This window comes from Leptolyngbya sp. FACHB-60 (assembly GCF_014695775.1).
In the GTDB taxonomy this organism is placed as follows: domain Bacteria; phylum Cyanobacteriota; class Cyanobacteriia; order Phormidesmidales; family Phormidesmidaceae; genus Nodosilinea.
The window spans coordinates 21,720-44,992 of the sequence record NZ_JACJOX010000074.1; the positions used below are offsets into that span (position 1 = coordinate 21,720).

Sequence of the window (23,273 nt, forward strand, 5' to 3'; positions counted from 1 at the left end):
TGCACGGCTCAATGTCTGATTCGGAGAAAATTCCAGAGATTCTCAAGCTGATTGACATTCTCGATGGGCTAGAGGCATTAATTGAGAGCGCCCCCAACGAAGACGTCGAGGATGTTTTAGAGGAGGCGTGGCTACAGATCAGCGACACCTTCCCCGACGACTTTAAAGCAGCGACCCAGCACGATGCCGGGGCTGAGGGGCTGAGGCGCTACCTAAAGGTAAAAACATTTTTTGAGAACCCCTCCGAACGCTCGATTGGGGCGGCGGAGCTAGAGGAGTACTACCGCAGCTATATCGCTGCCGAAGAGGACGAAGAGCCCACCGACTTTTTCTTTCCAGAATAGAGCTAGTGGGGGGGGACAGTGCTAGCGGGGGTTGGCAGCAGCAGGGTTTCCGCCTCGGCGGCGGGCAGGGGCCTGGCAAACCAGTAGCCCTGGCCCAGTTCGCAGCCCAGGTGTTGCAGGTGGTGGAGCTGCGCCTGGGTTTCGATCCCTTCGGCGATCGCGGCTAGCCCCAGACGATTGCTCAGGGTAATGATAGTCTCCACGATGTCGGAGTTGCGACGGTTGGCCTCCATGGCCATAACAAAAGATCGATCGATCTTGAGGCCATCGACGGGCAGCTGGTGCAGGTAGCTGAGGGATGAATAGCCGGTGCCAAAGTCGTCAATGGTGACGGTAAAGCCGTGGTGTTTAAGCTGCTGCAAAACCGTCACCATGGACTGAATATCTTCGATCAGGGTACTTTCGGTGATTTCGAGGTTGAGGTGGTGGCCCTGGAGCCCGGTCTGCTCCAAAATGCGGGTGAGGTCGCTGAGTAGATCCGTCCGCAGCAGGTCTTTGACCGAAAAGTTGATGCTCACCGTTAGATTGGCGTGGTGGGGGTAGTGCTGGTGCCAGAGCGCCAGCTGCTGGGTGGCCTGGCCCAAAACCCAACGATCGAGGGGGACGATCAGCCCGGTCTCTTCAGCGATGGGGATAAAACTGTCGGGGGCAACAAAGCCGCGATCGGGGTGCTGCCACCGCACGAGCGCCTCAAACCCTGAGATCTCCTTGGTTTTGAGGTGAAAAATGGGTTGGTAGTAGAGCACCAGCTGATCTCGATCGATGGCGTCGCGCAGCTCCTGCTCAAGCTGGAGACGCTGTAGGGCTTGCAGGTGCATCGACTCGTTGAACACCATATAGCGGCTGCGCCCCTGGGCCTTGGCTCGGTACATAGCAATGTCGGCGTCGCGTAGGGGGTCAGAGGGGACGTGGTAGTCGCCCAACCCCATGACAATACCGATGCTGGCGTTGAGAAATACGTTGTGCCCACCCACCGGCAAGGGCACTTGCAGCTCTTGCAACAGCCGTTCGGCAATGCGCACAGGCTCATGTAGGGTGTCAATGTCTTCGAGCAGCAGCACAAACTCGTCTCCCCCAAGGCGAGCGGCCAGGTCGCTGGTGCGGATCAGCGATCGCAGCTTCTGGGCCACCAGCACCAGCACCTCATCCCCGATCAGGTGGCCAAGGCTGTCGTTAATCACCTTAAAGTGGTCTAAATCGAGAAACAAGACCGCAAACTGGCGCTGGCTACCGCGCTTACAGCGCTGAATGGCTAAGTCGAGTCGCTGCATCAAAAAGTTGCGGTTGGGCAGCTGGGTGAGGGCATCGTGGAGGCTGTTGAACAGCATTTGATCGGCCACGCGGCGGTGCTCGGCCTCGGCCAGCCGCCGCTCGGTAATGTCGGTATAGGTGCCGCTCATGCGCAGGGGGCGCTGGGCGTCATCCCACTCGACAACTTTGCCCCGGTCGAGCACCCACACCCAGTGGCCTTGGCGGTGGCGCAGCCGAAACTCGCAGTCGTAGGTAGGGGTATCACCCTCAAAGTGGCGCTGCAAGGCGTTTTTTTTGCGGCTCCAGTCGTCGGGGTGGACAAACCGCTGCCAGGTGTCAAGGCGGGCGGGGCCGAGGTCGCCGGAACTGTAGCCCATGAGGGCAGCACAGCGATCGCTGGCCCAGATTTCCCCGGTTTGCACCTGCCAATCCCAAATGCCGATGCCAGAGCCTTCGATGGCTAGGTGCAGCAGCTCTCGGGTGCGGTCAAGCTCGGTCATGGCTGCCCGGCGATCGCGGCGGCTGCGGGCCTCGCGCACCTCGCGCCGCACCGCCTCGGCCAGGCGAGAAAGATTATCTTTCATCACGTAGTCGTGAGCTCCGGCCCGCATCATGGTGACGGCAGTGGCCTCCCCCACGGTGCCCGAGATGACAATAAACGGCAGGTCACAGGAGTTTTGCTGAAGCAGCTCCAGGGCGGCGGGGGCGTTGAACTGGGGCAGCTGATAGTCAGATAGCACCACATCCCAGTCGTCAGCGAGGGCCGCGCGAAAGTCGTCTGCCGTTTGCACCTGCACCCAGGTAGGGACAAACCCCGCCCGCCGCAGCTCGCGCAGCAGCAGCAGCAGATCGTCGTCAGAATCTTCTACAATTAGCGCCCGTAGGGGTTCGGCAACAGTCATGGCAGGGTGGGAGGCAGCTCACTTATCAATGCCCAATAGAGGCCGAGCCGGCGCACAGCTTCGGTAAACTCGTCAATGTTTACAGGCTTGCGAACATAGCTATTTGCACCCAGGCTGTAGCTTTCAATGATATCTCGGTCTTCGCTAGACGAGGTGAGGATGACGACCGGCAGCAGTCGGGTGCGATCGCTGGCCCGAATCTGTTGCAGCACCTCTAGGCCATCGACCTTGGGCAGTTTGAGGTCGAGCAGCACCACGCAGGGTAGTGGGGTTGAGCTAAACACCTGCCGCAGGGCCTCTTCGCCGTTGCGGGCGACCACGATAGTGTTGGTCAGGTTGCTCCGGCGCAGGGCGCGCAGAGTCAGACGCTCATCGTCGGGGTTGTCTTCGACCAGCAAAATGGGGCGCAGCGCCGTCATGGCTGCACCTCGACCCCTGGGGCCTGAGGCAGGGTGAAGTAGAAAGTGGCCCCCTGATCGACGGCGGCTACGGCCCAAACCCGCCCCCCCTGGCGGTGCAGCGAGCGCTGCACCGTCGCCAGACCAATGCCGGTGCCGGGAAACTCGTCGGTGTTGTGCAGACGCTGAAACACACCAAACAGCTTGTCAGCGTAGGCCATGTCAAACCCAGCGCCGTTGTCACGCAGGTAATAGACCGGCTCACCCCGCTGCCTTTCGAACCCAAACTCAATGCAGGCGTTAGGCTGGTGGGCCGTAAATTTCCAGGCGTTTTGCACCAGGTTGGCGATCGCCACCCGCATCAGCGTTGGGTCGGCGGTCACGGTGAGCGCGGGGGCGATGGTAACAATGGCCGTGCGAGCGCCATCGACCCTTTGCAGCTCATCGATTTGCTCCTGCACCAGGGCGCTGAGGTCAACGGGCACGTAGGTCATGGCCTGGCGCGACACCCGCGACAGCCGCAGCAGCTCGTCAATCAGCTGCCCCATGCGGCCGACATTGTGCCGAATGCGGTTGAAATAATCTTGCCCCTCTTCCCCAAACTGCTCGCCGTAGTCTTCGACCAGGGCGCGGCTAAACCCATCGATCGCCCGCAGCGGGGCGCGCAAATCGTGGGAAACCGAGTAGGCAAAGGCCTCTAGCTCATGGTTCGAGGCTTCGAGCTGGACGGTAGTGCGCAGCAGATGCTGCTCAGCCTGCTTGGCCTCGGTAATGTCGGCGTTGGTCCCAATCATGCGCACGGGTCTGCCGTTGGAGTCGTATTGGGCTACGGCAGTGGCTCTGATCCAGCGGAGTTCGCCGTTGCCTCGGTCAATGCGAAACTCCAAGGTGGGCGGGGAATTGCCCTCAAGAATACGGGCAAATTCGACATCCATCCAACTCCTATCTTCGCTATAAATGCGGTAACGCCAATCTTGAAGAGTCAGCCCTGGCTCTCTAGGGGTAAGGCTGTACATCGCATACATGCGCTGATCCCAATTGACCTGTTCAGTCATCAGATCCAGCTCCCAGCTGCCCAATTGGCTCGACTCCAGGGCCAAAGACAGCCGTAGGGACAACTCTTGCAGTTGGGTCTCTGCCCGCTTCTTCTCAGTAATGTCGTAGTTGATGCCTACCATGCTCAGGGGCTGCCCCTCGGGGGTGCGATAGACCAATGCGCTGGCTTTAATCCAACGCAATTCGCCGTCACGGCGACAGATGCGAAACTCACCGTCATAGGGGGTACCGATTTCGAGGGCGGCCTGGAGGGCCGCTTCTGCCAACTGCACATCGTCGCTGTGAACCCGATTGCGCCAGTCTTGGTAAGTGGTAGGCCGTTCCTCATCAAAGTCATATAGCTCGATCAGGCGCTGATCCCAGTTGATGGCATTGGTGACGACATTCCAGTCCCAACAGCCAAAGCTCCCCGACTCTAAGGCTAGAGTTAACCGGGCTGAGAGGTCCTCAAGCTCAACGGTGGCCTGTCTTTGGTCGGTAATGTCGTAGTTGATGCCGACAATGCTCACGGGCTGGCCATGGGCATCTCGCTGTACCAGAGCGCTAGAGTGGATCCAGCCTAGACTGCCATCGCCTCGCCAGACTCGAAAGGCCACGTCGTAGGGGCTGTTGTTGTCAATGAGAGCCTGGGTGGCGGCTTCAACCCACGCAATGTCGTCGGCGTAGACTTGGGTCCGCCAGTCTTGATAGGTGGCCTGACGCCCCAACCGAGCAAAGCCGTACAGGTCAACCAGGCACTGATCCCAAATCACCTCATCGGTGCTTAAGACCCTTTCCCAAATGCCAATACGGGCTGATTCGAGGGCCAGGGAGAGGCGCAGCGACAGGTTTTGCATCTCAGCGTTGTGCTGCTTACGTTCGCTGATGTCCTGCACGGTACCGGTCAGGTGGGTGAGCTGGCCTAGCTCGTTGATCACCGCTTCGCCCTTGACATGAATGTGTCCAGGACTGCCGTCAGCCCGCACGATGCGTAGCTCGCTGTCGTAGGGCTGATGGGTGGCAAGCGTGGTCTCTATAATCTGCCGATGCTGTGCCTGGTCATCGGGGTGAAAGTAGCCTTGAAGCCCCTCAAAGCTGGGTGTTTTTTCGCCTACGGTGAGACCAAAAATGCGATAGACCTGGTCAGACCAGTTGATGTGCCGAGTCGCCAACTCAAACTCCCAACTGCCCAGGTTGCCGATGCGCTGGGCGGCTTGCAGGTGGGCTTCATTTTTTCTCAGCTGCGCTTCAGTGTGCTTGAGTCGGGTGATATCGACATGGCAACCTACCATGCGCCGAGGCTGGCCTGCCGCATCCCAGTCAATCACCTGGCCAGCGCAGATGATCCACACCGTAGAGCCATCTTTATGGCGGTAGCGCACTTCGTTGTAGAAGGGCACCTCGGCGTGGCTTTGAATGTGGTGGGTCAGGCTTTCTATGGCAAGGGGCAAATCTTCTGGAAAGATTAGGGTTTGCCAAGTATCTGGGGTGGTGGTCAACTCGTGGTCAGCGTAGCCAAACATGGCCTTGAGTCCAGGGCTCATGTAAGCGGTATTGGCGGCAAAGTCTATATCCCAATAGCCCGCCAGAATAGAGTCGAGGGTGGTCTCTAGCAGCGATAGCTCGTGGCGCAGCTGCTCGGTTTTTTGGCGGCTGGCGGCGGCGGTTTTGCGATCGCTAATATCCGTAAAGTAAATCGTGGTGCCATTGCTATCGGGATAGAGCCGCATCTCAAACCAGCTGTCTAAGGGCGGAAAGTAGTATTCCAAGAACTCGGGCTGTTGTTGCTCAATAGCGCGGTGGTAAACCTCATAAATGGGGGTGTCCACCGCCTCAGGAAACTCGTCCCAGACATGGTTGCCGAGGATCTGCAGCGCCGATCGCCTCAGGATTTGCTCGCCGCTGGGGTTGAGGTACACGCAGCGCGAATCGCGGTCAAAGGCGATAATGCCGTCGTTGATGCGGTCAAACACGCGGGCTAGCCCGTCTCGCGCCGCCGTGGCATCGCGCTGGGCCGCTTGGGCGGCGGTGAGCAGCTGCTGCTGAGTTTGCTGGGCCACCACGCGATCGCTGATATCGCGCGAAATGCACAGCAGCGACTCGATCTGCCCCAGCTCAGACCACTCGGGGGCGATCGCCATCTCAAAATGCCGCACGCCGGTAGCCGTTGGGGTGGTGAATTCAATTGACTGTTTCTTTCCGGTAGCCAGCACCACAGCGGCGGCGGCCTCCCAGTCGTTAACCATGGCGTCGTCGAGACCGAGGTCGCGATAGCTTTTGCCCAAAAAGGCAGCCCCATCAATGCCCAAAATTTTGGGTAGCGCTGGGCTGACGTAGAGATGACGCAAACTGCGATCAAACCGCCCAATCATATCGGGGGAGTTTTCGACCAGATTTTGGTAGTGCTGGCAAGCTTTATTCGGGGTATCGGCGATCGGTTGTTGCACCTTTAGCTCAACCTGGTTTTTCAAACCCAGCCTGGCCCAGAGAGCCTCAGGAGTGAAGTCTGCTGTAAAGAGATAGTCAGCGGCCCCCAGCTTCATCGCCTCTAGGGCAGCGCGCTCCTGCCCCGGCCCGACCAGCACGACCACGGGCAGCGGGCGCGGCTGGCATTTGCCCAGGGCGCTCAAAAATGCTAGTCCGCTGCCTTCGGCCCAGGCCAGATCTAGGACGGCCCAACTTGCCCTGCCGGTGCGCCACAGGTCTAGGGCTTGAGCCAGTGTAGTGGCCTCGATCAGGGTAAAGGCAAGCGGAGCGATCGCCCCAGGCGGGTTAAACCAGGTACGCTCAGCTCTGTCCGTAACGAGCAGCAGCAGGCTCACTTGGTCACGCGGCGCTTCTTGGTGCAAAGGGCTTTCTGTAATTGGGGTTTGAGACCGAAGCTGGGCCATAGCACAACGCCACAACTGAGCAGAGGAACAAGCAATCTAAGGGATGAAAGCCTACTGTTAGACTACCCAGGCTATCCTGGCTGTCCCAGAGTCGTAATATAAATCACCGCTTCGTCGGGTGGAATGCCCAGCACCTCGTTGACCTGGTCGTCGAAAAAGCCGCCGATGCCGCTCACCCCCAGCCCCAGCCGAATGGCGGCCAGATTGAGCCGCTGGCCTAGGTGCCCCGCATCTAGATGGAGGTAGCGGTAGACGCGATCGCCGTAGGCCGCCACCGCCCCTGCCAAGTCGGCGGTGTGAAACACCACGGCAGCAGCATCGCGGCCCAGCTCTTGCCCCAGACAGAGGTAGTGCAACTCGCGGCGAAAGTTTTTAAAGCGTACCTGGCGCAGCTCTTCGCTCCGGGGAGCGTAGTAGTAGCAGCCGTCATCGAGCCCCTCGACCCCACAGGCAACGACAAAGGTGTGCACCAGGCTGCGATCGCCATAGTCGGGGTCGGGGTCAAACCCCTGACTGCTGTAGTGGCGAGGCTGATAGGTAAAGTCGAGCAATAGCCTCAGCGCCTCTAGGGAAATCGAGTCACCGTTATAGCGCCGGGTCGATCGCCGCTTAAATAGCGTGATCTCCAAGTCTTCTAAATGGGGGCCCCAGGCGATCGGGGCGGTGGTTGTGGGCACCCGCAACCCAAAGGGCAGGTTGTACTTATCTTCGAGGGTGTCAACGGGCTGGGGGGTGTCGCCCGCGGGGCGCATCGCCCACGGGGGTGCATCGGCCGTAGAAGCGATGGCCGTCGCCTGGTGAAAGTAACTCAGCAGTTCCCCGTCGGGCACCGGTGGGAACTGGGTCTGGGGCGACGTGGCAAAGGCTACCTGGGCACAGGGCAGGTTTTGCTCCACCATCAGCAGATCAGCCAGGGGCAGTACCGCCAACGCCCCCTCCTGGGTAGCGTCGATATAGAGCAGCTCAGCTACAGCCTGGTCGGCAAAACTGGCGATCAGGTGGGGGCGATAGTCAACCAGGGCGCTGGCCAGCTCCAGATTGCCCAGCAGGTGGCCCACATCGAGGCAAATGCGGCGGTAGGCCCGGTCTTGGTAGCGCCAGGCAGAGCGATAAAACACCCCCGTCACCACCAGGGCCAAATGGGTGGACTCTAGGGCCGGGTGCCAAAAGCAGGCCCGCTGTAGATTCTGCCAGCCGTGGTCATCCCAGTAGCGCCAAAGGCTGTGGCTGCGGGCCTGGTAGTTGTAGAGCCCCGCTGGCAACAGCCGAGTACCGCGCGAAATAATATAGATCTCCGCCGGATACAGCCCCCCCGCCGAGGGAGCCGATCGCAGATAAAAGGTCTGCCCCGCATCGGTCGGAAACTTAGCCGTTAGCCCGTAGGCATTGATCAGCAACCGCGACAGCCGCATCCAGTCGACCCGCTCACTGTCTGGCTCTGGCGGGTTGCTCTCGTCGATGTAGGGCTTGAGGTCAATCTCGGTCCCCACCCGGTAGGTTTTGAAGGGGGTAGGCTGGCGGCTATAGTCGAGGGGCCGCGCCTTCGATTTGAGAGTATCGGGGTCGTACTTAGTACGGCTGTGGTAGTGCTGAGCGATAGAAACCAGGGCGTCGGGCATGGCCGGGGGAAAGAGCGCGATGGGGCAAGGCCGACCCAAAGGGCCATCGCGGGCCGCGCCGGGCGGGTGTGATCAGTGTAGCCTACAGGAAAAGCATGGGGAGCGTTCCCCCGCTGACTCTTCCGGTCGAACATCTTGCCTGCGAGCACCAGTTGCGTGACTAGGGGTCAAGTGCTTGGTCAGCATGCAAACCATCGAAGTGATCCATAGCATGCTTCTGGAAAAAGCTGTGTCAGCTGCCGCCTGTTTGTACTACTAGTCTGAGTCCTGATCTGCCAAACAACGACAGCTTGGGAGAAAAGATTTAAGGACAAGACTGGCCCGCTCAATTGGGGTGCTAAAAACCTGAAGAGAAGCTTAACGCGCTCATGTTGCGAAACGTAAACATTTACATTGGCGGATGGCGTTTAGTTGAGCACAAATACTCAGGCTTGCCGCCTGATTTCAGCAACAGCGATGGAACGACTTACAAAATATGCCCTGCTAGCGGCATACCAAAACGGTCAGCGATGCTTTGCAGCGATCGATTTGACCGGGGCTGAATTGTTCGAGGTAGATTTGCGCCAGATCGATTTGCAGGGCAGTTGCCTAGACGAGAGCTATATTCCCTATAGCAACCTCAGCGGGGCAAAGTTGGGGGGCGCAAGCCTCGTCAAAGCTCACTTGGGCGATGTCAACCTCTACGGGGCCGATCTGCAAGCCGCCCTGCTGACCAGGGCTGACCTGAGCCGCGCCGACTTGCGCGGGGCCAATTTGCACAAAGCCAACCTCGAAGGGGCCAACCTCAGCGGGGCCGATTTGCGAAGGGCCAACCTCAGCGCCGCCAACCTAGAGGGGGCGAGCCTCAGCGTTGCCAAGTTAGAAGGGGCCGACCTCAAGGGAGCTAACCTCAGCCGGTGCAACCTGTTTCGAGCGACGGGGGCCGATCTGGTCGAGAGCCACTGCGACGGTACGACAATTTTGCCCAACGGCTACAACTATGGCCGTTAGAGGGGCCACTAAAGGCCGGCAAACCCCCAGCCAAATGTTGCTGGCCCCTGCCCTAACCCTTTGAAGTATCAGGTATCCTAGTCCTATTCCATTAGGAAAGTCCTGATGAGGCAGCCCATGCGTTCCCTGGCCGATGTTCCCCGACCCCTATTGCTGCTGGCGCTGATGTTGAGCGGCGGCGGGGTGGTGCGGCCTGCGATCGCGCAAGATTCTCAACAGGCCGAGTCTCAACTCGTTGCCCAAGCCTCAGAACCGGTGCTGCTGGCCCAGACGGCGACCACCGCCGAGCTTGAGCGGTTGAGCACCGAGGCCGATCTGGCCTTTCGTCGCGCCACTACTCTATTCTTTGTCATGCTGGGCACCCTGCTGCTGCTGCTCAGCGTTGGCGTAGTCATGCTGTGGCTGATGCGGCGATCGGTGATTCAAGAAGTGTCGGTCGTGGTGCGCAACCAGATCAACGACATCACCGATTTAGAGACCAAGATTCAAACCGCCACCCGCGATCTCGACTACATTTTGGCCCAGGCCAAGGAGCGAGCTTCTGAGTTAGACAGCCGCACCGATCGCTTCCAAGAAGAGGCGGTGACTAAAAAACAGGTGCTCAACCGGCTGGTGGATGACCTAGCGGAGTTTAAAGCCCGCACGATCAACGACTGGCAGTCGACCCTGAGCGATTTGCAGGTGAAGCTAGAGTCGACCGAGGCCAACTTTGTCGGCCACCTCACCGGGCTGCGGGCGACCGCCGATGACGAGATCACCACCCTGCGCAAAGACACCCAGCTTCAGCGTGACGTGGTGTTTCGCACGCTAGAAGAAAACCAGACCGGCTTTTTGCGCGATGTGAACCGATTACGCAGCGATGTAGAAGTGCATCAGGATGCGGTGCTGCAAAAGATCGGCAACACCGAAACCAGCTTTACCGACCAGATGGGCACGATGACCCTGGCGATGCAGGAAGAGCGCGATCGCGTCATGGTGGCCCTAGCCGATCTGCGCCAGCAGCTCACGGCCCAGGCCAGCGCCCAGGTCGAGCGCCAGACCGCCACCATTGCCGAGGCCCTAGAGGCGCTGCGCCAGGGCAGCCTCACCCGCCTGCAAACCCAGACCGAAGAGATCAGCCGTCAGCTGAGTGATTTGCAAGTCAGTGCCCTAGGCGAGCGCGACCTGGCGCTGCAAACCATTCAGCGCTCCATCGATGAATTTACCTCACGGTTCGCCAACCTGCGAGGTGAGGTCGATGGCCAGCGCAGCCGCATCTTGGCCGACTTGCGTCGTCAGGCTGACGAGTTTTTGGCCCAGTTTGGCGGTCTAAAAATTGATATTGAGAAGCAGCAGGACATGCTGCTAGGCGACCTGCGCCGGGCGGCGGACGAGGCCCTAGAACGCTTTACGGCCACCCGCGCCGAGGTGGATGCCCGCCAGCAAAACACCCTCGACGACTTTCAGCGCACGGCCCAGACATTGCAGGGTCAGCTCAGCCAGATGGCTACCGAGGCCGAAATTCAGCGATCGACCCTGCTGGCCGATGTGGAAGGCACCGCCAACACCTTTCGCCAACAGGTGCGGGTGCTGCAAGAAGCGGCGGGGGAGCAGCAGCTCCAGGTGCTCGACGGTCTGCGGGCCATGGAAACGGCCTTTACCGAGCAGCTCAATCAGGTGCGCGGTACCATCTTTACCCGCCGCGATCGCGTCCTCGACAAAATCGATACCTTCGATGCCCGCCTCAGCGAAGATTTAGCCACCCTCGGCAGCAATACCGCCGAGCGCGAGGCGGCGGCCCGCACCCAGCTCGACGGGATAATGGCCGAAATGGCGGAGCGCTTTGCCCGACTGGAGGCCGACATTGAGGCCGGGCGCGAGGTCACCCTGGGTCGTTTAGGCGATTTGCAGCAGAGCTACCGGGTGCGGCTAGAGGCCATCCAGGCCGAGGCCCAGCACCAGAAAGACGACATTATGCGCCGCCTGGGCGAGGTGTCGCCCCAGTACCTAGCCGACTCATTCATGAGCGAGGCGCGGCAGCAGTTCGAGACTATCACCGATAAGATCGGTCGGCTGGAGATCAACCGGCCCCAGCTGTTTCTCACCGCCGATGAATATATTGGTCGAGGCGATCGCTACCTGGCAGACAGCGACTACGCCTTGGCGGTGGCCGAGTACGACAAAGCCCTCGACATTCAGCCGGTCAATACCCAGGTATGGCTCAACCGGGCCACGGCCCAGCAGGCGCTAGAGCAGCTGGAGGGGGCGATCGATTCCCTCGACCATGCCCTAGAGCTAGAGCCCAAGCACACCGGGGCGCTGCTACAAAAGGGGCTGATTTTGCGAGAGTTGCGCCGCCACGAAGACGCCCTGGGGGTGTTTGACCAGCTCACCGAAATCACCCCCGACGACGCCAAGGCCTGGCTCAACCAGGGCATGGTGCTGAGCCGCCTCAAGCGCCGCGAAGACGCGATCGCCGCCTTTGACAAAGCCCTCGAGATTCACCCCGAATACCACGAGGCCTGGGTCAATCGGGGAGTATCCTACGGCATTTTGCAGCAGCACGAGGAGGCGTTCAACTCCTTTGACAAGGCAGTGGAATACCAGGCCAACGATGCGATCGCCTGGCTCAACCGGGGCCTTTCCCTGATTGAGCTAGAGCGTTACGACGATGCCTTGGCTAGCTTCGACAAAGCCACCCGCTTTAACCCCGATGCCCCCAAGGGTTGGGACAACCGAGGGCTGGCGCTGGTAAAGCTGGGTCGCGATGAGGATGCGATCAAGAGCTTTGATCGGGCGATCGCCCTCGACCCCGACTACCCCAAAGCCCACTATCATAAGGCCCTTTGCTACGCCCTCCAGCGCCAGTTCGACAACGCCATGGAAGCGCTGCAGCAGGCAGTGCGCCTCGACCCCGACTACCGCGAAGAAGCCCGCACTGAGCCCGCCTTCGACGAACTCTGGAGCGACAACTGGTTCCGCGAGCTGGTGGAATAGGTCGCAGAACTGCCCCCTAAGCAGGCGCATCTCGGCGCATTCAGCACCGCTGTCGGGCGATCGCTCAGCGATGGCTAAAGGTTGTCCAAAAATGAGAAATGTAACTAATAGTTTACTTTTCGCTTTCAATTGACGAAAGGTGGACCTATACTGACCCCAGAATCCAGCCGACTGTTGACTATTTTATTTATCAAGCAAACTACTCAGCCTTGTTTAGGATTCTCAAATGCTATTGTCCCAGTCTTTAAAGCAGCCCAGCTAAATTGTCGTAATGGGCTTTTCGTTTTGCGTCTCCTTTGGTTATTGCTTAATACAGGTACAAAAATTTTTCCCCAGATCCAACTTTGGAGCGAACTAGAGTTTTCAAAGTTCCTGGACTATGTACTTTGGGCAAGCGGCGCGAGGTGCAAATTACGAGGATCTGTAAGGTCTAGTGCGCTTACAGATTCAGACCTCAACTTAGCCATGACTTTAATTTTTGGTTAGCCCATTGTATCCCCATGGGTCTGAATTAATCGTCCAGCTACAGGCGTTGATTTTGCCTCAACAACTAGTTAGTTCTGTCCCTAGAGGGGTGAACTCCTGAGCATTCTTTGAATACTTTGGATCTGAGCCAGTCATTGCGGTGGGCAATGGCTAGTTTTGTTGCTTTAGCCACCATCCTGGCCGGAAAGATATTCCCACGGATTCAGAGTCAACTTAAATTACCGACGGGATTTATGAAAGCACTCCTTCTCTACCCTAAGTTTCCCCAATCGTTTTGGTCCTACGATCGCTTTATGGCGATCGCTGGGCTCAAAGCCGTCTTGCCCCCCCTAGGGATTATCACCGTGGCGGCGCTGTTGCCTACCGATTGGGAAATTCGCTTTTACGACCGCAACGTCACTGCTGAAACTGAGGCCGACTGGGCCTGGTGTGACATCGTCATTCTCTCCGCCATGCTGGTGCAAAAGCCCGACTTTCAGGGGCTGATTCAAACGGCCAAGCGCCTAGGGAAACCCGTGGCGGTGGGCGGCCCTTACCCCACCTCGGTGCCCCAGGATGCCCTGGCCTTTGGAGCCGATTTTCTCGTGCTCGACGAAGGGGAAATGACTGTGCCCCTGTTTCTAGAGGCGCTGGAGCGCGGCGAAACCGAAGGCGTTTTTCGCTCGATTGACAAGCCCGACGTCACCCACAGCCCCATGCCCCGCTACGACCTGCTCGAGCGGGATCAGTATTTCATGATGGCGATGCAGTTTTCCCGGGGGTGCCCGTTTAACTGCGAGTTTTGCGACATTATTTCGCTCTACGGCCGCAAACCGCGCACTAAAGCGCCCCACCAGGCCCTGGCCGAACTGCAAACGCTCTACGACCTGGGCTGGCGCGGCTCGCTGTTTATTGTCGACGACAACTTTATTGGCAACCAGCGCAACGTCAAGCTATTTCTGCGGGAGCTGATCCCCTGGATGCAGGAGCACAACTACCCGTTTACGTTTATGACCGAGGCCTCGGTCAACTTGGCTGAGGATGACGAGATGCTCCAGTTGATGAGCGAGGCAGGATTCTACGCCGTATTCTTAGGCATTGAAACCCCCGACCAGGACAGTCTAGCGACCACGCGCAAGGTGCAAAATACTCGCAACCCGCTGGTGGAAGCCTGCACCAAAATCAATGACGCTGGGCTGCTGATCTACGCCGGGTTTATTCTCGGGTTCGATGGCGAGCGGGCCGGAGCGGGCGATCGCATCCAAGCTTTCATCGAAGAGACCAGCATTCCTCAGCCCATGCTAGGGCTGCTGCAAGCGCTGCCCAACACCGCCCTCTGGGAGCGGCTGAAAAAAGAGGAACGCCTGATGGATAGCACTGACAACTCCACCGGCGATCAAAACACGCTGATGAACTTTGTGCCCACCCGCCCCGTAACCGACATCGCCCGCGAATACGTCGAAGGGTTCTGGACTCTCTATGAGCCTAGCAACTACCTCAGACGCTGCATGGAGCAATGCCTCAAGATTCGCACTGTGCAGGGGCGGGGGCAGACCATGCAGTTTCCTCTCGGACGAGGGCTGCGGCTGGTAGCCCAAGTGGTTTGGCACCAGGGCCTGCGCCGACCCGAGCTGCGGGGTCAATTTTGGCGCCAGCTCTGGACGATTTTGCGGCGCAAACCCCAGCTGCTGAACATGTATCTGGGCCTGTGCGCCGCCGGAGAGCACTTCTGGGAATATCGCGCCCTGGCCCGAGAACGCATTACTCACCAGCTCCAGGCTGAACCGGTGGCCCCCCTGATCCAGCGCTCCAGGGAATTGCAGGAGCAGCATTGATGGTTGATGGTTTGGCGTGGTTTGGTCTGCGCCATTAAGTCAGTGAGGGTGCAGGGTCTAGGGTACAAGGCATAAGGCACCCTAGACCCTGTCCCCTAAACCCCATCCCCACCCCAGTTCGGCGATGTCGCTCCCTCCCCACCAAACTCTGGGGAATGTGACTAAAATGTGGTGCTGCGATAGGGGCGACCTTGGTAGAAATAGTGCTCTGGGCGTTAGGAATTGGGGTGGTGGCGATCGCGATCGCCGAGCTGCTGCTGCGGGTGCGCTATGGCCTGGGCAATCCGCCCCTCTACGTAGCCGACACCCGCACCGGCTACCGCCCCGCCCCTAACCAAAGCCTGCGGCGGCGGGGCAACCGCATTGAGATTAACCAATATTCGATGCGGGGGCCAGCGGTGGCTCCCCAGCGCCCGACCAATGCCCTGCGGGTGCTGATGGTGGGCGACTCGATTGTCAACGGCGGCTGGTGGACCGATCAGAGCGAGTTGCTATCGGTCAAGGTGCAACAAGCTCTCGTTGAACGACAACCACCGGGGGTAGAGACGGTGGAGGTGCTCAACGCCTCAGCCAACTCCTGGGGGCCGCGCAACGAGCTAGGCTACCTGCTGCGGTTTGGCACTTTTGAGGCCCAGCTAGTGCTGGTTGTGCTAAATACTGACGATCTGTTTGCGATCGCCCCCAACAGCTACGAGCTGGGTCGCAATCCTGCCTACCCCACTCGCCGTCCGCCCCTGGCCCTGTGGGAGGTGGCCCAGCGTCGGCTCGGCTATACCCCCAGCCCGGCTCTGCAAGCGCTGCATGACCAAGCTGGCGATCGCGTGGGGGTTAACCTAGAGGCCCTGCGCCAGCTCAACCAGGTGGTGCAGACGGCAGGGGGACGGCTGGCGATCGCCATGACTCCCCTGCGCCGCGAACTCGACCCCGACGGCCCCCGCGACTATGAGCTGGTGGCCCGCCAGCGCCTCACCGCCTTTGCCCAGAGCGAGGGCATTCCCTATCTCGACGGCCTGCCTCTGTTTCAGCAGACGACCTACGAACGACTCCACTTCGATCACATTCACCTCAGCCCCGAGGGCAACGACTGGGTAGGCCAAGCCCTGGCCAAGCTGCTGCTCGAACTCTGGAGCTGCCCCCCCGGTTCATCCCTGCCCCCGACCCATGAACCCCTAAGCGATCTGTGGTGAGGAAACACTGCCCCAGCGGCAGGCAGTTTGGATCCAAATTCCTACAGACTGACTGCTCCGTTGGCACGCTCCGGCAAACGACAACCCTGCGCATAGTGACGCCCTGTGTTTGAGCCTGCTCAAAGCCACCGGCAAACTGATGAGATATTAGGTGAATTTTGGGTCATAATAGCCCAAAACTTTAGAATTCAAGCCTACCAGGCATTTTTTCCATTTTTTTCGTTCTTTTAGCAAGAGATCTATCCATAGGGTGAAAGCCTGACATATCACATTGCGACACAACACAACATTTTTTAATATCGTGTTACATTGTTGGCTGGTCACGACGGACCAACGTTTAGTGCCATTCTCAAAGGAGAATTTCCGATGAACCCCCAATCCCATTTCACGCTGGAGCGGCGGAAGGTCGACATCCTCCAACTGTTCTTTTTCCTGATCGGAGCGCCCCACATCTATGGGGCTCTGCGCTCTACTGAGCGACAGCGACAAACTCGGCCGCCCCTACTTCAATACCTGGCGGTTGGAATGCTGGCCATGGCGATCGCCAGTGCTACTGAAATGTGGTTGATGTAGAGGGTACAAGGTTTAGGGTCTAGGGTTTAGCCTACCCGTTAGATCTTAAGCCTTGATCCCGGTTCCCCTCTACCCCTCCTGTTGAAGTTCGCTATAGGCGGCATACACCCCCTGCACCGTATACCAATTGAGAAACACCCGGGCCAGTTCTAGAGCCACCTGGGGCTTGCCTTGGGCAATCAGCCAGCGCAGCAGGGGGGCCATGGTTTTTTCGTTGAGCCGTCCGCCTGCGGTGAGCACGCCCCAGAGCACCTGGTGGAGGGGCGTCATCTGAATCATCATGCGCACTTCGCGGGTGGGATGCTTTTTATAGAAGATTGCCCCCATGCGGCCCCGCTGAATTTCTTGGTCGATCATCTTGGGAATTTGATCGAGGGAGAAGGGGGGGTGGTAGTGGTAGCCCACGGCTTCGGGCACTTTGACCATAGTGACGCCCAGATTTTTGAGCCGCACCCCCAGCTCTAAATCTTCCCACCCGTACTGGCTAAATTCGGTGTCGAACAGGCCAGCGGTCAGCAACCAGTGGCGGGCGATCGCCAGGTTAGCCGTATCAAAAAACGCGTTGGAGAAATCAGTTACCTTGGCGGGTTCGGCGGTGGGCTGTTCAAAGTTGCTGGTGTTCACCAAGCGACCAGCGGTGAATACGCGATCGTCTCCCAAACGCTGGCAGGAGTCGGCCAGGGCCTGGGCGTGGGCCTGGAGACTGCCCGACGGCATAATCACATCGCTGTCCACAAAGACAATGGTATCCCCCTGGGCCACCTGCACCCCGTAGTTGCGGGCCGCCGCCGCCCCCTGGTGGTGGCGCTCCACCAGCCGCACGTGGGGAAATGCGGCGGCATTGGCTTGCAGCCACTCAATCGTGCCATCGGTAGAGCCATCATCGACTACTACCAGTTCGTAGCCAGTAATCAGGGCGGGGTCAAAGACCTGGTTTTCAAGGGCACGCAGGCACTTTTCGAGAATGGGCTGGCGATTGTAGGTGGGGGTAACAACGCTAAAGAACACGGTGGGCCTCCAAATGGCCCTAATATCGTAGCGCTTTGGCCTGCTCTAGACGCGATTGGGCTATGCCTCCGTCTATCCCCAAAAAATCCTGGCATATTCAGTATAAATGAACTAAAGTTCAGATGTATTTATGGCTGGCGGTAAATGGGCGCTCAGACAGAGCTAAGGACGAGGAGAAACAGTGGCCATCACTCGGGGTGGAGGCCTTGGCAGGGGATGACTCTGGCCCTCGTCCTGCTCTCCGGAGCCTGCTCTCGCTCTGGCCCAGACCCCAGCCCGCGCAACATCACCCTGCACCAAAAGTGGGCGCTGCAGCCCGGCGATCGCCTAGCAGGCTACTCGGTGCAGAGCGGCTTGGGTGACATCACGGTTGATATCCAGGGCAATCGAGTGTTCATGCCCTTTGATGGTCAGGTGCAGCCCGCAGAGGGCAACGCTGACCAGTGCGTTATTTTGTCGAGCCCAGATGTGCCGGCCTACCTATTTCGCCTCTGCGGGCTGCGCCAGGTGAAATTGGGCGATCTGTCTCAGGGCGAGCCCATCGGCAGCGGCAACACCGTGGCCTTTGCCACCCTGCGCCGCCAGGCCGATGGCACCTGGGCGATGGTGGAACCGGCCAAAGAGCTGCTGGCGCAGTTTTTGGATCGTCCCTAGTGCTGCGTCAACTTAAAAACTAGGTTTTTTGGGTCGGTTGGCGTAGCGGAGTGGAACCCATCTAGACTCACTGCTATTGGGTTTTGCGATCGCGCCACCCAACCCACAAATTCAGGCTTGGCGGCTATATTACCCTCCTTCCAGCAGGCCTTCTTCGGCGGGAGTCCCAGTGGGGATGTCAATGCCCGGCGGCGGTTGCAGCGGCTGGTCGGCTTCCGGTGGCTCTGCCCCCAGCTCGCGCAAAATAGGGGCGGCTGGCTCCGGCTCCTCTAAAAACACCGCCGACAGCACCGCTTGCAGGGTGGGAGCCATGGCAATGCGGTTTTTGTAAACCAAAATCACCCGGGTCAGGGTGGGCAGCTGATTCTGCTCAGCCACCAGGTACAAGGGCTCTACGTAGATCAGCGACTGTTCAATAGGAATCACCAGCAAATTGCCCTGCTGAGCTTGGGATCCCTGGGTATCCCAGAGAGAGATGCGCTGGGAAATCTCGGGGTCCTGGTTGATGCGGGCCTCGATCTGCTCGGGGCCAAAGACCAGCTCTTGCTTGGGAAATTGGTAGAGCAGCCGCAGCCCGTAGCGATCGCCGTCCGACCTTGCCGCCAGCCAGGCAATCAGGTTGTTGCGCTGGGCCGGAGTAAACAGCCGCAGCAGCACAAACTCTTCGGTGTCCTCCTGAGGCAGCTTCATAATCAGGTAGTAGGGGTCGACCTGTTGCGACTCGCTGGCGTAGATTTCGCTGGGGGCGCGCCACTGGTCTTCCCGGTTGTAAAACACCTGAGGATCGGTCATGTGGTAGGTCATCAGCGAGTCGGCCTGCACCGAAAATAGATCCTGCGGGTAGCGGATGTGCGCGCGCAGGCTCTCGGGCATAGTTTCCAATGACTCGAACATGTCGGGCAGCAGCCGACTCCAGGTTTGAATGATGGGGTCGTTGGGGTCAGCGACAAAGAAACTAATGGCCCCGTTGTAAGCGTCGATCACCACCTTGACCGAATTGCGAATGTAGTTAAAATCGTTGTCGTCGGGGTCAGAGTAGGGGTAGCGACCACTGACGGTGTAGGCGTCGATTACCCAGTAAAGGTAGCTTTCGGTTTCTTGAGAGTCGTAATTTTCGATGGTGAGGTTGGGGTCGCGAGCGCGAAATTCTTCAAAGTTGACCCGGCTCGGCGGACGACTGCCGTGGACGGCACCAGTGCCCCACTGCCGCGAGGCGTTACCGATGTCAGCAGCTACTAAGTAAGGGTCGGTGTCAAAGCGCAGAAAAGGCGCGATCGCACGCACGCGATCAGCAATATTGCGGCGAAACAGCAGCCGCGTATCGGCGGTAAAGTCTTCGGTAAACAGCATCCGCCAGTCGAGCAGGTAGCGGGCAAACAACAGCCGCCGCCAGCCGCTCTCCAGGTTAATGCCGCCTCGGCCCAGGTAGGTAGTGTAGATATTCTCGTTGCCGCTGGGGTAGTCAAGTTCCGGCACCTGGGTATTGGTCATGATGTAGGTGTCGGTCAGCTCGCCAAAGTACAGGCGCGGCTCCCCAATGGGGATGCTCTGGCGCACCTCCTCACTGCTGGGCAGATTGTTAATGCCGCTGACAAAGTAGGTGGGCAGTCCGTCAAGGCCAGCGGTATTCACCGGGCTCATGGTAAAGCCGTAACCGTGGGTATAGACCAGGTGCTCGTTGACCCAAGTTTTGGCAATCTCGGGCACTCGCTCATAGTTAAGTTCCCGCGCTGAGATCATCACCTGGCGGCGCTCAGAGCGGCGCTGCTGGTTCAAGATGCTGTAGCGATCGAAATCGGCATCCTTAAACTCGTAGTACAGGCGAATTTGCTGGAGCTGACGATTGCTGTCTAGCAATGGCCTTGGGTCCCATAGCCGAATGTTTTCGAGGGTGAGATCGTTTTGCTCCAAGTCTTCAGCGTTGAGGTCACCGCTGGGGTCAAAGGGTTCCGACTCAATAGCCTCTAAATCAAAGGCGGCGCGGGTGAGCGCAATGGAGTTGGCAATGTAGGGACGCTCGCGCTGGAGTTCGTTGGGTTGCACCACCAGCCGCTGCACCATGGTCGGCACCAGCACCAGGCCCAGCAGGGTCAATACCAGGTAGCCGCAGATACCTTTGACCAGCAGGCTGGCGCGCCCCAGCCCTGCCCCCCAACCCAGAGGAGCTTTGGCAACGCCAGCGAGAGGAGATTTGCGTATCGGGTTGATATAGGTCGGTGCCCACAGCAGCCCTCGACTGAGAAAGACCAGCCCCAACCCCAGGGTAAAGATCGACAGCAGCCAGTTGGCGGGCAGCACCACGTTAACGTGGGTGTAATCAGCGCCATACACTACGCCTTCGCCGGAGTAAAGCACGTCGTAGCGCCCTAGCCAGTGACTAATGCTGGTGGCCAAAAACAGCAGCCCGGCTAGGCTGTAAAGGTGCTGCCGCTGGGTACTGGAAAAGCCATAGAAGCGCCCTTGGCTGAGGGTATTATCCCTAAGCAAATAAACCAGACACACGCTGACCAGAGTGAAGAAGAGTCCGCCAACCACCCAAAATTCGAGCAGGCGCAGCACCGGTAGCCGAAAAATATAGAAGGCAATATCGCGGTTAAAGATCGGCTCTGTCTGACCGTAGGGCACCGGGTCGAGGGCTAGCAGCACCGCAGGCCACTGCTTGGCCAAAATCAGCCCATAGCCGAGGCTCATGAGCATGGCCGCCAGTCGCCCCAGCTGTCGGGGATAAAGCAAAAAGGCCACAGTGCTAATGCCCAGGGCAATCAGCAGCCAGGGCTGGGTGATAAAAATTTGGCCAACCACCTTAAAGAGCTGGAGCTTTGGCCACAGGGCCAGGGGTGTGGTGGAGTCGTAAAGGGTAGTGGTCTGCCGCCAAAAATCACCGGCAATTTGCCCCTGGTAAAGTAGCTGTAGGCCGATCAAAAAGCTCAGAGTTATACCAACCAGCAACAGCCCGCTCAGACCTAAGCTGTTAGCTTGATTGGGGCGATCGCTCGGTTTCTCTAGCGGCTGGGTGCGATCGGCCAGGGTCAGATTGCCCCAGGTAAACCCCAGGGTGCACAAAATCGGAATAATGCCGAGGATCAGCTGCGACCTGAGCCGTAGCCAAAACACCTCTAGGTAGTTGACCTCCTCAAACCACAGCCGCTCGGCCTGGAGATTGACGATCGCATCAAAAAAGAGCAGGGTTAGTAGCCCCAGCCCTAGACCCAGCCACCCCCATCGGGGCAGACTCTTGGCAAATGCTTTAGTCATCATGGGCTCTACAGCTCGACACCTACCCCAGCAGTGCCTAGATTGTAGCGGCTCAGCCCTGCGGCGCTATGAACAGCTCTTGTTCTCGAAGTCGCATTGGTAGATAAAGGGCTCTTGCCACTGCAGGGGAATTTCGAGCAGATCGCGCACACCGGTAATGCCTTGGCTAATGAACAGCAGCACCGCTACGGTGTTGAGGGCGGCGTGGGTCAGCCGCCAGCGCTTAGACTTGTAAATTTCGGGCAGGGTGGCGAGGGCAAAGATCATCAGCATGGCCGCCGCCATGCCCAGATAAAAGTGAGACACCTGCCATTCATAGGCGCGCCGAAACACCCCCGGCTGCATACCTAATAGCCAGAGCCCCATGCCGGTCAGGGTTGCAAAGGTACCCCGCCAAACACGGCTGCTGGAGCGATACAGCAGCACCAAAGCCCCTAGAGTGAACGCGTATATAGCCACCACAAACACCCCTCGAAAGGGGTCTTCGGTCCAGACATTTTCCCGTAGAAGGGTCTTGAAAATCGGATGGGCTAAACCCAAGAGCACTAGACTCACCACTGCCCCAGACAGCCATTGCCCAACCCGCACATGCTCTTTGCCCACCACTGGGGAAATGGTGATTTTGGTTTTGTCAGCCACGGCTAAACGCCGCTGGCGAGTCTGCACCGCAAAATAAACGGCTACGCCAATCAGCGGCATCACTACCGTGACGGCCAGAAACGGGTGCAGCAGTCTGAGCAGATCGGGAGCATCTAGCATGGGGGCTTCCTGCAGAGAGGGCGTGGGAGCTAAGTTTTTTCCTACGTTAGGGCATAGCTCTCAACCGATACCGTGATTCGCCGCACAATCTCGGACGTTGGTACCTGGGCAATCGCTACGCCCCCACGCGTTTACAGGTGTTATCTTAGCGGTGCCGCTAAGCCCAAAGATTAAAGCGAGATAAGTGCTGCTCTAGGGCCTTGGGCAGCTGCTTGGCAATATCGGGCTTAGTCTTAAAGGTCAGCCGGTTTTGGGCGGGCAGGTCAAAGGGATACTGCCCCACAATATCGGCTCGCTCCATTTGGGCCAGCAAAATCTGCTCGGCGGGCTTGGCCTGAAGCGCATAGCCCATCTCCACGCACACGTGGGGGCTAGGCACCAGCAGCGTGGTGTTGCCCTCCACAGCTGCGATCGGGGTGCCATCGGCCACAAACAGCAGCGACTTGCGAATTTTGCGGGTGAGCGCGCTGTTGAGCCGGGCCGGGCCGTCGCTGAGCCGCTGGGATACCTCTAGGGTGAGGGCAATGCGAGACTTTTTGTTGAAGCTTGCGATCGCATCAGTGAGGGCCTCGTGCAGAGCCTCGGCTGACTCGCTGTACTCCTGCTGATAGCAGAAGTAGACAATCGGCTCCAGGCGGGCCATGACATCTAGCTTGGTGAAGTAGATCTCGTGGCTGATCAGGTCGATGTTGGCGATTCCATAGCCGCCGCTGCCCTCAATGTAAAACTCCACGGTTTCGCCATCGAGATAGCGCTGAAACCAGGCCGACTGTTTCACATCGGCGCTGTCGTCTAAAAAATCGGCCCGCAGTGCCGACTTCAGCAGGCTGTTTTTGCTCAGTCGCAGGTCATGGGGCCGCTGCTCTAAATCTCGCACCGGCTCGTAGGCTTCGAGATACCAGGCTTTGAGGGCAATAATGGCCATAACAGTCATCCTCTGGGGCGGTGGGTTGGCCCTTAGGGCCGGTCTGCTCGGGCGCGAGTCCGAAATATCGCTTGATTCTAAGGCCAGATCGCGATTCAGATGGGAACAAAATCGAAAGAAATGTTGAGTCCCGCACGCCTCATGGCTTACAACGCCTTGTAGGTTAGGGTTTTGAACCAACATCAGCGCCTTTGCTCTAAGTTGCT

Annotated in this window: 15 protein-coding genes; 7 read left to right on the top strand and 8 right to left on the bottom strand. The window is 58.7% G+C overall.

Annotated features, from left to right (window positions below; genetic code table 11):
* Positions 1-11: 11 nt before the first annotated feature.
* Positions 12-344 carry a hypothetical protein gene (locus H6F57_RS25660; RefSeq protein ID WP_073609342.1) on the top strand — a complete coding sequence of 111 codons (333 nt, stop codon included), beginning with the start codon at positions 12-14 and terminating at the stop codon, positions 342-344.
* 2 nt (positions 345-346) lie between these two features.
* On the opposite strand, the gene H6F57_RS25665 is transcribed toward H6F57_RS25660, so the two are convergent.
* From H6F57_RS25665 to H6F57_RS25680, 4 genes are all read right to left on the bottom strand, one after another.
* Positions 347-2,497: an EAL domain-containing protein gene (locus H6F57_RS25665; RefSeq protein ID WP_190631945.1), complete on the bottom strand. Its 2,151-nt coding sequence runs from the start codon at positions 2,495-2,497 to the stop codon at positions 347-349.
* Entirely contained in the window at positions 2,494-2,916 is a 423-nt protein-coding gene (locus H6F57_RS25670; RefSeq protein WP_190631947.1) for a response regulator, read from the bottom strand. Before H6F57_RS25670 ends, H6F57_RS25665 begins: the two co-directional genes overlap by 4 nt.
* Positions 2,913-6,821 (bottom strand): PAS domain-containing protein, encoded by a 3,909-nt coding sequence (locus tag H6F57_RS25675; RefSeq protein ID WP_190631949.1) that lies wholly within the window; start codon positions 6,819-6,821, stop codon positions 2,913-2,915. The genes H6F57_RS25670 and H6F57_RS25675 overlap by 4 nt, the downstream gene beginning before the upstream one ends.
* A 71-nt stretch (positions 6,822-6,892) precedes the next feature.
* Positions 6,893-8,440, bottom strand: a complete 1,548-nt coding sequence (locus tag H6F57_RS25680) for a SagB/ThcOx family dehydrogenase (protein ID WP_190631951.1) — start codon at positions 8,438-8,440, stop codon at positions 6,893-6,895.
* Between the two features lie 456 nt (positions 8,441-8,896).
* Between H6F57_RS25680 and H6F57_RS25685 the strand changes: the two genes are divergently transcribed.
* The 5 genes from H6F57_RS25685 (at position 8,897) to H6F57_RS25705 (ending at position 16,466) form a co-directional block, all read left to right on the top strand.
* Positions 8,897-9,430, top strand: a complete 534-nt coding sequence (locus H6F57_RS25685; protein ID WP_190631953.1) for a pentapeptide repeat-containing protein — start codon at positions 8,897-8,899, stop codon at positions 9,428-9,430.
* Positions 9,431-9,535: 105 nt separating this feature from the next.
* Positions 9,536-12,406, top strand: coding sequence for a tetratricopeptide repeat protein (locus tag H6F57_RS25690; RefSeq protein WP_190631954.1), 2,871 nt, complete (start codon positions 9,536-9,538; stop codon positions 12,404-12,406).
* 719 nt (positions 12,407-13,125) lie between these two features.
* Positions 13,126-14,706 (top strand): B12-binding domain-containing radical SAM protein, encoded by a 1,581-nt coding sequence (locus tag H6F57_RS25695; protein WP_190631956.1) that lies wholly within the window; start codon positions 13,126-13,128, stop codon positions 14,704-14,706.
* 191 nt (positions 14,707-14,897) lie between these two features.
* Positions 14,898-15,893 (top strand): GDSL-type esterase/lipase family protein, encoded by a 996-nt coding sequence (locus H6F57_RS25700; RefSeq protein ID WP_190631958.1) that lies wholly within the window; start codon positions 14,898-14,900, stop codon positions 15,891-15,893.
* A 366-nt stretch (positions 15,894-16,259) separates the two neighbouring features.
* Complete coding sequence (locus tag H6F57_RS25705; RefSeq protein ID WP_190631960.1) at positions 16,260-16,466, top strand: hypothetical protein; 207 nt, start codon at positions 16,260-16,262, stop codon at positions 16,464-16,466.
* A 69-nt stretch (positions 16,467-16,535) separates the two neighbouring features.
* On the opposite strand, the gene H6F57_RS25710 is transcribed toward H6F57_RS25705, so the two are convergent.
* Positions 16,536-17,474 (bottom strand): glycosyltransferase, encoded by a 939-nt coding sequence (locus H6F57_RS25710; protein WP_190631962.1) that lies wholly within the window; start codon positions 17,472-17,474, stop codon positions 16,536-16,538.
* 216 nt (positions 17,475-17,690) lie between these two features.
* Here H6F57_RS25710 and H6F57_RS25715 point away from each other — a divergent pair, with 216 nt between their 5' ends.
* The gene (locus H6F57_RS25715) at positions 17,691-18,128 is read left to right on the top strand and encodes a hypothetical protein (RefSeq protein WP_190631963.1); all 438 of its coding nucleotides are present in this window, start codon (positions 17,691-17,693) and stop codon (positions 18,126-18,128) included.
* A 129-nt stretch (positions 18,129-18,257) separates the two neighbouring features.
* Here the strand turns inward: H6F57_RS25715 and H6F57_RS25720 are convergent, their stop codons facing one another.
* From H6F57_RS25720 to H6F57_RS25730, 3 genes are all read right to left on the bottom strand, one after another.
* Positions 18,258-21,383: a UPF0182 family protein gene (locus H6F57_RS25720; protein ID WP_199290034.1), complete on the bottom strand. Its 3,126-nt coding sequence runs from the start codon at positions 21,381-21,383 to the stop codon at positions 18,258-18,260.
* A 66-nt stretch (positions 21,384-21,449) separates the two neighbouring features.
* Positions 21,450-22,142 (bottom strand): DUF4079 domain-containing protein, encoded by a 693-nt coding sequence (locus tag H6F57_RS25725; protein ID WP_190631967.1) that lies wholly within the window; start codon positions 22,140-22,142, stop codon positions 21,450-21,452.
* A 157-nt stretch (positions 22,143-22,299) separates the two neighbouring features.
* Positions 22,300-23,067 (bottom strand): hypothetical protein, encoded by a 768-nt coding sequence (locus H6F57_RS25730; RefSeq protein ID WP_190631968.1) that lies wholly within the window; start codon positions 23,065-23,067, stop codon positions 22,300-22,302.
* Positions 23,068-23,273 lie beyond the last annotated feature (206 nt).

Coding starts and splice junctions, on each gene's coding strand:
- H6F57_RS25665 (WP_190631945.1), bottom strand. CDS start 2,497: ATGACTGTTGCCGAACCCCTACGGGCGCTAATTGTAGAAGATTCTGAC.
- H6F57_RS25695 (WP_190631956.1), top strand. CDS start 13,126: ATGAAAGCACTCCTTCTCTACCCTAAGTTTCCCCAATCGTTTTGGTCC.
- H6F57_RS25730 (WP_190631968.1), bottom strand. CDS start 23,067: ATGGCCATTATTGCCCTCAAAGCCTGGTATCTCGAAGCCTACGAGCCG.
- H6F57_RS25705 (WP_190631960.1), top strand. CDS start 16,260: ATGAACCCCCAATCCCATTTCACGCTGGAGCGGCGGAAGGTCGACATC.
- H6F57_RS25715 (WP_190631963.1), top strand. CDS start 17,691: ATGACTCTGGCCCTCGTCCTGCTCTCCGGAGCCTGCTCTCGCTCTGGC.
- H6F57_RS25675 (WP_190631949.1), bottom strand. CDS start 6,821: ATGGCCCAGCTTCGGTCTCAAACCCCAATTACAGAAAGCCCTTTGCAC.
- H6F57_RS25725 (WP_190631967.1), bottom strand. CDS start 22,142: ATGCTAGATGCTCCCGATCTGCTCAGACTGCTGCACCCGTTTCTGGCC.
- H6F57_RS25685 (WP_190631953.1), top strand. CDS start 8,897: ATGGAACGACTTACAAAATATGCCCTGCTAGCGGCATACCAAAACGGT.
- H6F57_RS25690 (WP_190631954.1), top strand. CDS start 9,536: ATGAGGCAGCCCATGCGTTCCCTGGCCGATGTTCCCCGACCCCTATTG.
- H6F57_RS25660 (WP_073609342.1), top strand. CDS start 12: ATGTCTGATTCGGAGAAAATTCCAGAGATTCTCAAGCTGATTGACATT.
- H6F57_RS25670 (WP_190631947.1), bottom strand. CDS start 2,916: ATGACGGCGCTGCGCCCCATTTTGCTGGTCGAAGACAACCCCGACGAT.
- H6F57_RS25720 (WP_199290034.1), bottom strand. CDS start 21,383: ATGACTAAAGCATTTGCCAAGAGTCTGCCCCGATGGGGGTGGCTGGGT.
- H6F57_RS25680 (WP_190631951.1), bottom strand. CDS start 8,440: ATGCCCGACGCCCTGGTTTCTATCGCTCAGCACTACCACAGCCGTACT.